Origin of the sequence: Streptomyces sp. NPDC060000 (genome assembly GCF_042737375.1) — a bacterium.
Classification (GTDB): Bacteria; Actinomycetota; Actinomycetes; order Streptomycetales; family Streptomycetaceae; genus Streptomyces.
Map to the genome: position 1 here is coordinate 122,308 of NZ_JBHWUU010000012.1, position 5,933 is coordinate 128,240.

At 68.8% G+C, this 5,933-nt stretch carries 4 protein-coding genes and 1 pseudogene; 4 read left to right on the plus strand and 1 reads right to left on the minus strand.

Going from position 1 to position 5,933, the window contains the following annotated elements:
• Window positions 1–290: 290 nt before the first annotated feature.
• Window positions 291–578, minus strand: a pseudogene (locus ACFWBB_RS09510) (LysR substrate-binding domain-containing protein); the annotation flags it as partial.
• 168 nt (window positions 579–746) lie between these two features.
• On the opposite strand from ACFWBB_RS09510, the gene ACFWBB_RS09515 reads away from it, so the two are divergent.
• From ACFWBB_RS09515 to ACFWBB_RS09530, 4 genes are all read left to right on the plus strand, one after another.
• Window positions 747–1,454 carry a response regulator transcription factor gene (locus tag ACFWBB_RS09515; protein ID WP_385268851.1) on the plus strand — a complete coding sequence of 236 codons (708 nt, stop codon included), beginning with the start codon at window positions 747–749 and terminating at the stop codon, window positions 1,452–1,454.
• 250 nt (window positions 1,455–1,704) lie between these two features.
• Window positions 1,705–2,805: a hypothetical protein gene (locus ACFWBB_RS09520; protein ID WP_385268853.1), complete on the plus strand. Its 1,101-nt coding sequence runs from the start codon at window positions 1,705–1,707 to the stop codon at window positions 2,803–2,805.
• Window positions 2,806–2,980: 175 nt separating this feature from the next.
• Window positions 2,981–3,169, plus strand: a complete 189-nt coding sequence (locus ACFWBB_RS09525) for a hypothetical protein (protein WP_385268855.1) — start codon at window positions 2,981–2,983, stop codon at window positions 3,167–3,169.
• A gap of 614 nt (window positions 3,170–3,783) precedes the next feature.
• Window positions 3,784–5,343, plus strand: coding sequence for an ABC transporter substrate-binding protein (locus ACFWBB_RS09530; RefSeq protein WP_385268869.1), 1,560 nt, complete (start codon window positions 3,784–3,786; stop codon window positions 5,341–5,343).
• Window positions 5,344–5,933 lie beyond the last annotated feature (590 nt).

Sequence of the window (5,933 nt, forward strand, 5' to 3'; positions counted from 1 at the left end):
GACGGCGAGGCGAGTCGACCTGAGACGGCGAGGCCGCCCGTCAGGCCGCCGTGCCGCCGATGGAGCCGCGCAGGCCGGTGGCGATCGCGCGGGTCTCGTTCAGCACCGTCGCCCCCGCGGGGACGGCCGCCGTGTCCGGCCACAGCAGCGCTTACATGCGGCGCCTGGCCAGTGCCGCAGCGGGCGGTGCACCAGGCCGGGGCGACAGGGGAGACCAGCGCCCTCCAGTTGACCAGGCTGATGCCGAGGCCGGACGCCACCAGGGCCTGGACGGCGCTCACGTCGTCCTCGTTCTCCCCGTTGCACAACAGGCCCGCATCGGCCTCGCCGGTCCTGATCATCCGGCGTGCCTCGACCGGTTCCGCCTGCGTCACCGTCACCCGGATACCGGGGTGGCTGACCCGCACCCGGGCCACCAGCTCCACAACGACGGTGCCGCAGCTGCTCTGGAACGCCATCATCCGCACCAACCCGCCACCGCGTGCCACCAGGGAGGAGACCTCCTGGTCCGCCGTCGGACCGAGCGCCAACACCCTTGGGGGAGTGCGGAGATGCGCTGCATCGACGGACGGCAACATTGCACACGTGGGCAGGGCTCTTGTTTCACAGTGCACTGATGGGCGGCGAAGCCGTGGGAGTCGTCGCGAGGCCTGTCAAGATCGGCCTCGAGCAACTGAGGACGCCCCCACAGTTCACGGGTCCGTCCCGGACCTTGATCGCACCGTCGAACGGCACAGCTCCCGCTGGTGCAGGCCGGGCTCTACGCCATCGGTTGCGATGCCGTGTTCTCGACTAGGAGCCCCATGCCTGACAACAGAGATGAAGCACGTCCGGTGCCGCGGGTCGTCGTACAGACCGACGATCCGCTCACGCGTGACGGCGCGGTCGCCTTCCTGGCCAGGGACGCGCGCATCGAGCTGTTGCCGGACGAAGAACTGGCCGACGCCGACATCCTGGTGATGCTCACCGCCTCGGTCGGTGGCAAGACGCTGTCCGCGATGAGCCGGGCCAGTCAGAGCACCGGTGGACGCATACGGATCGTGCTGGTCGCGGATCACATCTCGGAGCAGCAACTGGCGCTCGCGGTCAATCACGGTCTGGCGAGCTTCCTGGTACGGCCGTTCACCAGCTTCAGTCAGATCGTCGCGGCGGCCGACGAGGCGTACCAAGGGCGATCGGTCGTGCCTCCGGTACTGATGAGCTTACTTCTGGACCGGATGCGCATCATGCAGCACAGCGAATCGGCCACCGGGCTGCTGCCGGTCGAGCTGGCGCAGCGCGAGATCGACGTGCTCAGGCTCCTGGCCGAGGGGCTGGACACGGTGGAGATCGCCAGCAAGCTCAGTTACTCCGAGCGTCTGATCAAAAGCGTCATACAGGCCGTGGTCAAGCGGCTGGAGCTGCGCAACCGGACCCACGCCGTCGCCTACGCCATCCGCATGGGCATCCTCTGACCGCAGGGTGGCGGAAAGGGTAGGTCGGTTGTGTGTTCGTGCACGATCCGGCTCCGCTGTCGTAGCCGACTCCGTGCCTTCCTTAGGGTCTGGTAAGCGAGGCGTCCCGCTGTGGTCGCCATCCCTCGAGGCGTACAGCCGTCCTCCGCAGCCTGTCCTCCGATGCCGGGCGGCAGCACGGGCGTGGGGGCGGAGAGACACCCCATCGGTCGCCGTTGATCGAACACTCCATCCATCGACCGGGAAAGGCATGGAGATGAACAACCGTGAGCCGGGCACCGGCAGCCCCGACCGCACCACTGGGGCGTCCGTCGGTCAGGCGGTGTGGGAGACCGAACTGCCCTGGCAACTGGCCCCGTTGGGTGAGACAGGCCACGGCGGCCCGCCCGCCGCCACCGGGGACGTCCTGAACCACGGCCCCACCGGACCGGTCGCCGCGACGGTCGGCTCTCCTGCCGCACCTGTCCCGTCGTACACGGGTGCCACCGTCTCCGCCCCCGCCGGCCCGGCCGCGCCGACGACCGGGGTGCCGGGTGCCGGCTCCGAGCCCGACGCCTCCGCGGACCTCGGCAGGCGCCGCCAGCGGGGGCGGGGCGCCCGGGCGGCCTCCACCCTGTCCGAGAGCGCGGAGGAGGGGCGTCCCCGACTCCGTCTGAGCCTCGCCAAGCCGGTACTGGCCGGAGCGGGCGTGATCAGTGCTCTGTTCCTGTTGACGCCGACCGTGTTCGGTCAGGATGCGCCGCAGCAGAGGTCCAACGCGGGGGCGGGGGACACCGGCGAGGACTACGCGTCCGAAGGCCAGTACCCGGACAGCGGCAGCACCGTGTCTCCGCGGCCGGGAACGTCCGGCACGACCAAGAGCGACGGTGCCGATCACCATCGCATCGGCGAGGTGGCGGTGGCCTCGCCCACGGGTGAGGTGCGGGCCGTGGAACCGATGTCGCAGAGCCACACCCCAGCCCCGAGCAGGACGCCGGTGCCCAGCAGCACTCCGCGCGGTCAGCAGCCGCAGCAGCACTGGACGACGACCGTGGTGAACGGCACCGGCGTGCTCGAACCCGGGCAGAGCTGGACCACCAACCGGATCACGCTGGTCTTTCAGGGCGACGGCAATCTGGTGCTGTACGACAAGAAGGGCACCCCGCTGTGGTGGTCGGGAACCGTCGGCCAGGGTGCCAAGGCGGTCTTCCAGGCCGACGGCAACTTCGCGGTGTACACCCAGAACGGTGCGACCGCCTGGTCCTCCAGGACGGACGGCCACAACGGCGCCCAACTGGTCCTCGGGGCCGACGGGAACGTCATGATCCGTTCGGGCGGGGCGGTGCTGTGGTCGACCGGAACCGCCATGTGACTCCGTCACCCCGGGGCCGCCATGTGACTCCGTCACCCCGGGGCCGCCCCGCCTGATCGTCCGTCCCGCCCGCCTCCCGCGAGGGCGGGACGGATTCCCCCTCCTCCCGTGCCGTCCGCCCTTCCCGGGGCGGGCGAACCGGCAGGACTCCGCTTCCCGGCGTCGGCCCCAGGAGGTGGACTTCGAGGTTTACAGCCGCCTGGAGTGGAGCGCGAAACTGCAGCTGGGCACATACCGGACGGACCGGCAGAAGGTCACCGGCCGCACCACCCGGTCCCTGCTGTCCGAGCCGAAGGCGTCTGCACAGTACGCCAAGCGCATGCTTCCGGTCTCCGAAGAGCAGCTCGTCGGAGTCATGGCATGACGCAAAGGCGAGGTTCAGTGGCAACGCGGTCGCGGGTGGTTCATCACCGAGCCCGTCGACATCGGCGGCACGGTGATCCCCGGGGGCGGCGAGCTGGTTCTGGTCGTCGTCGCCGGTGCCGACCGCGACCCGGTGCGCTTCCCCGACCCCGACCGATTCGACGTCCGCCGCCCCGCGCGGGGCGGCGGACGTGACCTGGCGTCACGGCATGCTCGTGCACGGGCCATGGCAGCTCCCGGTGCGGTGGGTGTGACCTCCGTACCCGCGATCGGTTGCCCCCGTACCCGCAAGTGGTGGTAAGTGCAGTTCTGCTGTCCCTTCGGACAGCGCGTCCACGGACACGAATTCCCATGACCTCCCGGACGTAGAGTGCTCTCGATCGGCTTTCTCGGGCGCTTTCGACATGCCTTCGTGGTGATCGAGCCCCCTTGTCTTCGGTGTCCCCGGTAATCCGCCACAGTCCCTGATCGCCCGGAATCCCTTTTCGGTTCGGGGACTTTTCCATGCGGCGCCGGACCGACCCCTGCGTGAAAAGCACGAAGAGCACGAAAGAGCACGAAAACACGAGAGTCCATGGACCAGCGAGAATCAAAAACGAGGCACATGCGGTGAACATGCTCCATCACTGGTCGGCCCGGCTCGTCCCCGCGGCGCTGGCCTTCGCTCTGCTGACAGGGTGTGCCGGCCTCGGCGAGAGCCCTCGTGTGGTGGTCGGAATGTCCGACGACGTACTGTCCACGGACCCCGCCTCCGGCTACGACCCGGGCTCCTGGATGTTGTTCAACAACGTCTTCCAGTCGCTGCTCGGTTTCCCCAGCGGGCGCACGGACCCGGAGCCGGACGCCGCCGAAGCCTGTTCCTTCACGGACGAGCACGCCCGGGTCTACAAGTGTGTCCTCAAGGAGGGTCTGGAGTTCAGCAACGGCGACCCGCTCACCGCGGAGGACGTCAGGTTCTCCTTCAACCGCACCCTGCAGATCGGCGACACGGCCGGTCCGGCGGTCATGTTCAGTACGCTCGACCGGATCGAGACGCCGGACGACAGGACCGTCATCTTCCAACTGAAGGTCCCCGACGCGACCTTCCCCAGCAAGATAGCGTCCGCCGCCGGCTCCATCGTGGACCACCAGGAGTACGACAGGAGGAACCTGCGCAAGGACGGCGGGGCGGTCGGTTCCGGTCCCTACAAGCTGGACCGCTTCAGCAACGGCGAGGCGGTCTTCTCGGTCAACGAGCGGTACAAGGGCAACGCCAGGGTGAAGAACTCCGGCGTCACGCTGAGGTTCTTCCGCGGCAACCGGGTCGCCCTGCAGCGGGCCCTGCTCGACGACGAGGTGGACGTCGCCTACCGCGGCCTGAGCGCCCAGGACATCTCCGACATCGACCTGCGGGCCGACCGCAAGGACGTCGAGATCGTCGAGGGCAGCAGCGCCGAGGTCCAGCATCTCGTCTTCAACATGCGCGACCCGGTGGCCGGCAACCTGGCCGTACGCAGGGCCATCGCCTACCTGCTCGACCGCGACGCCCTCGTCACGGAGATCTACCGCGACACGGCGGTCCCGCTGTACTCGATCGTCCCGGCCGGCATCGACGGCCACACCACCGCCTTCTTCGACACCTACGGCGGCCGCCCGTCCAGGGCCAAGGCCGCCGCCGAGCTGCGCGCCGACGGGATCACCGACAAGGTGCGGCTTACCCTCCGGTCCACCCCGGTCCGCTACGGTCCGGCCACCGACCAGGAACTGGAGGCGATCGCCGAACAGCTCAACGGCAGCGGGCTGTTCGACGCCAAGGTGAAATCCGTGCCCTTCGACCAGTACGAGCAGGACATCGCCGACGGCAAATACGGCGTCTACGTCAAGGGGTGGGTGCCGGACTACCCCGACGCCGACAACTTCACGGCACCGTTCTTCGGCGAAGGCAACGTGCTGGGCAACCACTACGCGAACCGCGCCGTCACCGACAGGCTGATCCCCCTCACCGCCGCCGAAAGCTCCCGCACGGACGCCGGCGAGGCGTTCGGCGAGATCCAGGACATCGTGGCCCGGCAGGTCCCCGTCCTGCCGGTGTGGCAGGCCAAGCAGTACGCGGTCGTCCGCGACGGCGTCCACGGCGTCGACCACTGCCTGGACGCGTCCACGGTGTTCCGGTTCTGGGAACTCAGCAGGGAATGACGGTAGTGGCCGATTCCGCCCCTGCCGCGCGGAGACGACCGACGGACAACCTGCTCGCGGCGTCCAGCTGGGCGTAGGTGAGCCGCCGGTCCGCATGGACGACGGCGACGGCGTCGGGTTCAGGGCAGCGGCGTCGAGGTCGCCGTGGAAGTGCACGGAGAACGACAGGTGGTGCCCGGCACCATCCTCGTCGAGCAGTTCATCGGGCATGGAGAACGTCCTGTCACCGGCAGGGAGAATTGAACTCGATCCGCCTGATCTTCGCTGCCTCGGAAACCATTTCGCGACTCCTGGACGACCCTGCCCGAACGCGCGATCGGTGTGCCCGAAATTCATTGACCGGCACCCGGGGCGCATCAATGATCGGTATGTCGACGCGGTCCGAAAATGCATGCCCGAATTGTTTCCGCCGTATGGATGTGCGGCACCGCATGCCGTAGTCGTTCGCGAGGGCGTAGGCGTGGGCCCCGGCGACGCTTGGGGGCAGGCGATTGGGTACGTCTCACCCGGCCCAAGGGGCACGGTGACGTCTCCGCGCTGGCGGACGCCGCAACACGACGGGTAGGGCCCGACGCCAGGATGGCGTCGGG

Excerpts from the sequence above, each read along its gene's own strand:
- ACFWBB_RS09520 (WP_385268853.1), top strand. The coding sequence starts at position 1,705 with ATGGAGATGAACAACCGTGAGCCGGGCACCGGCAGCCCCGACCGCACC.
- ACFWBB_RS09530 (WP_385268869.1), top strand. The coding sequence starts at position 3,784 with ATGCTCCATCACTGGTCGGCCCGGCTCGTCCCCGCGGCGCTGGCCTTC.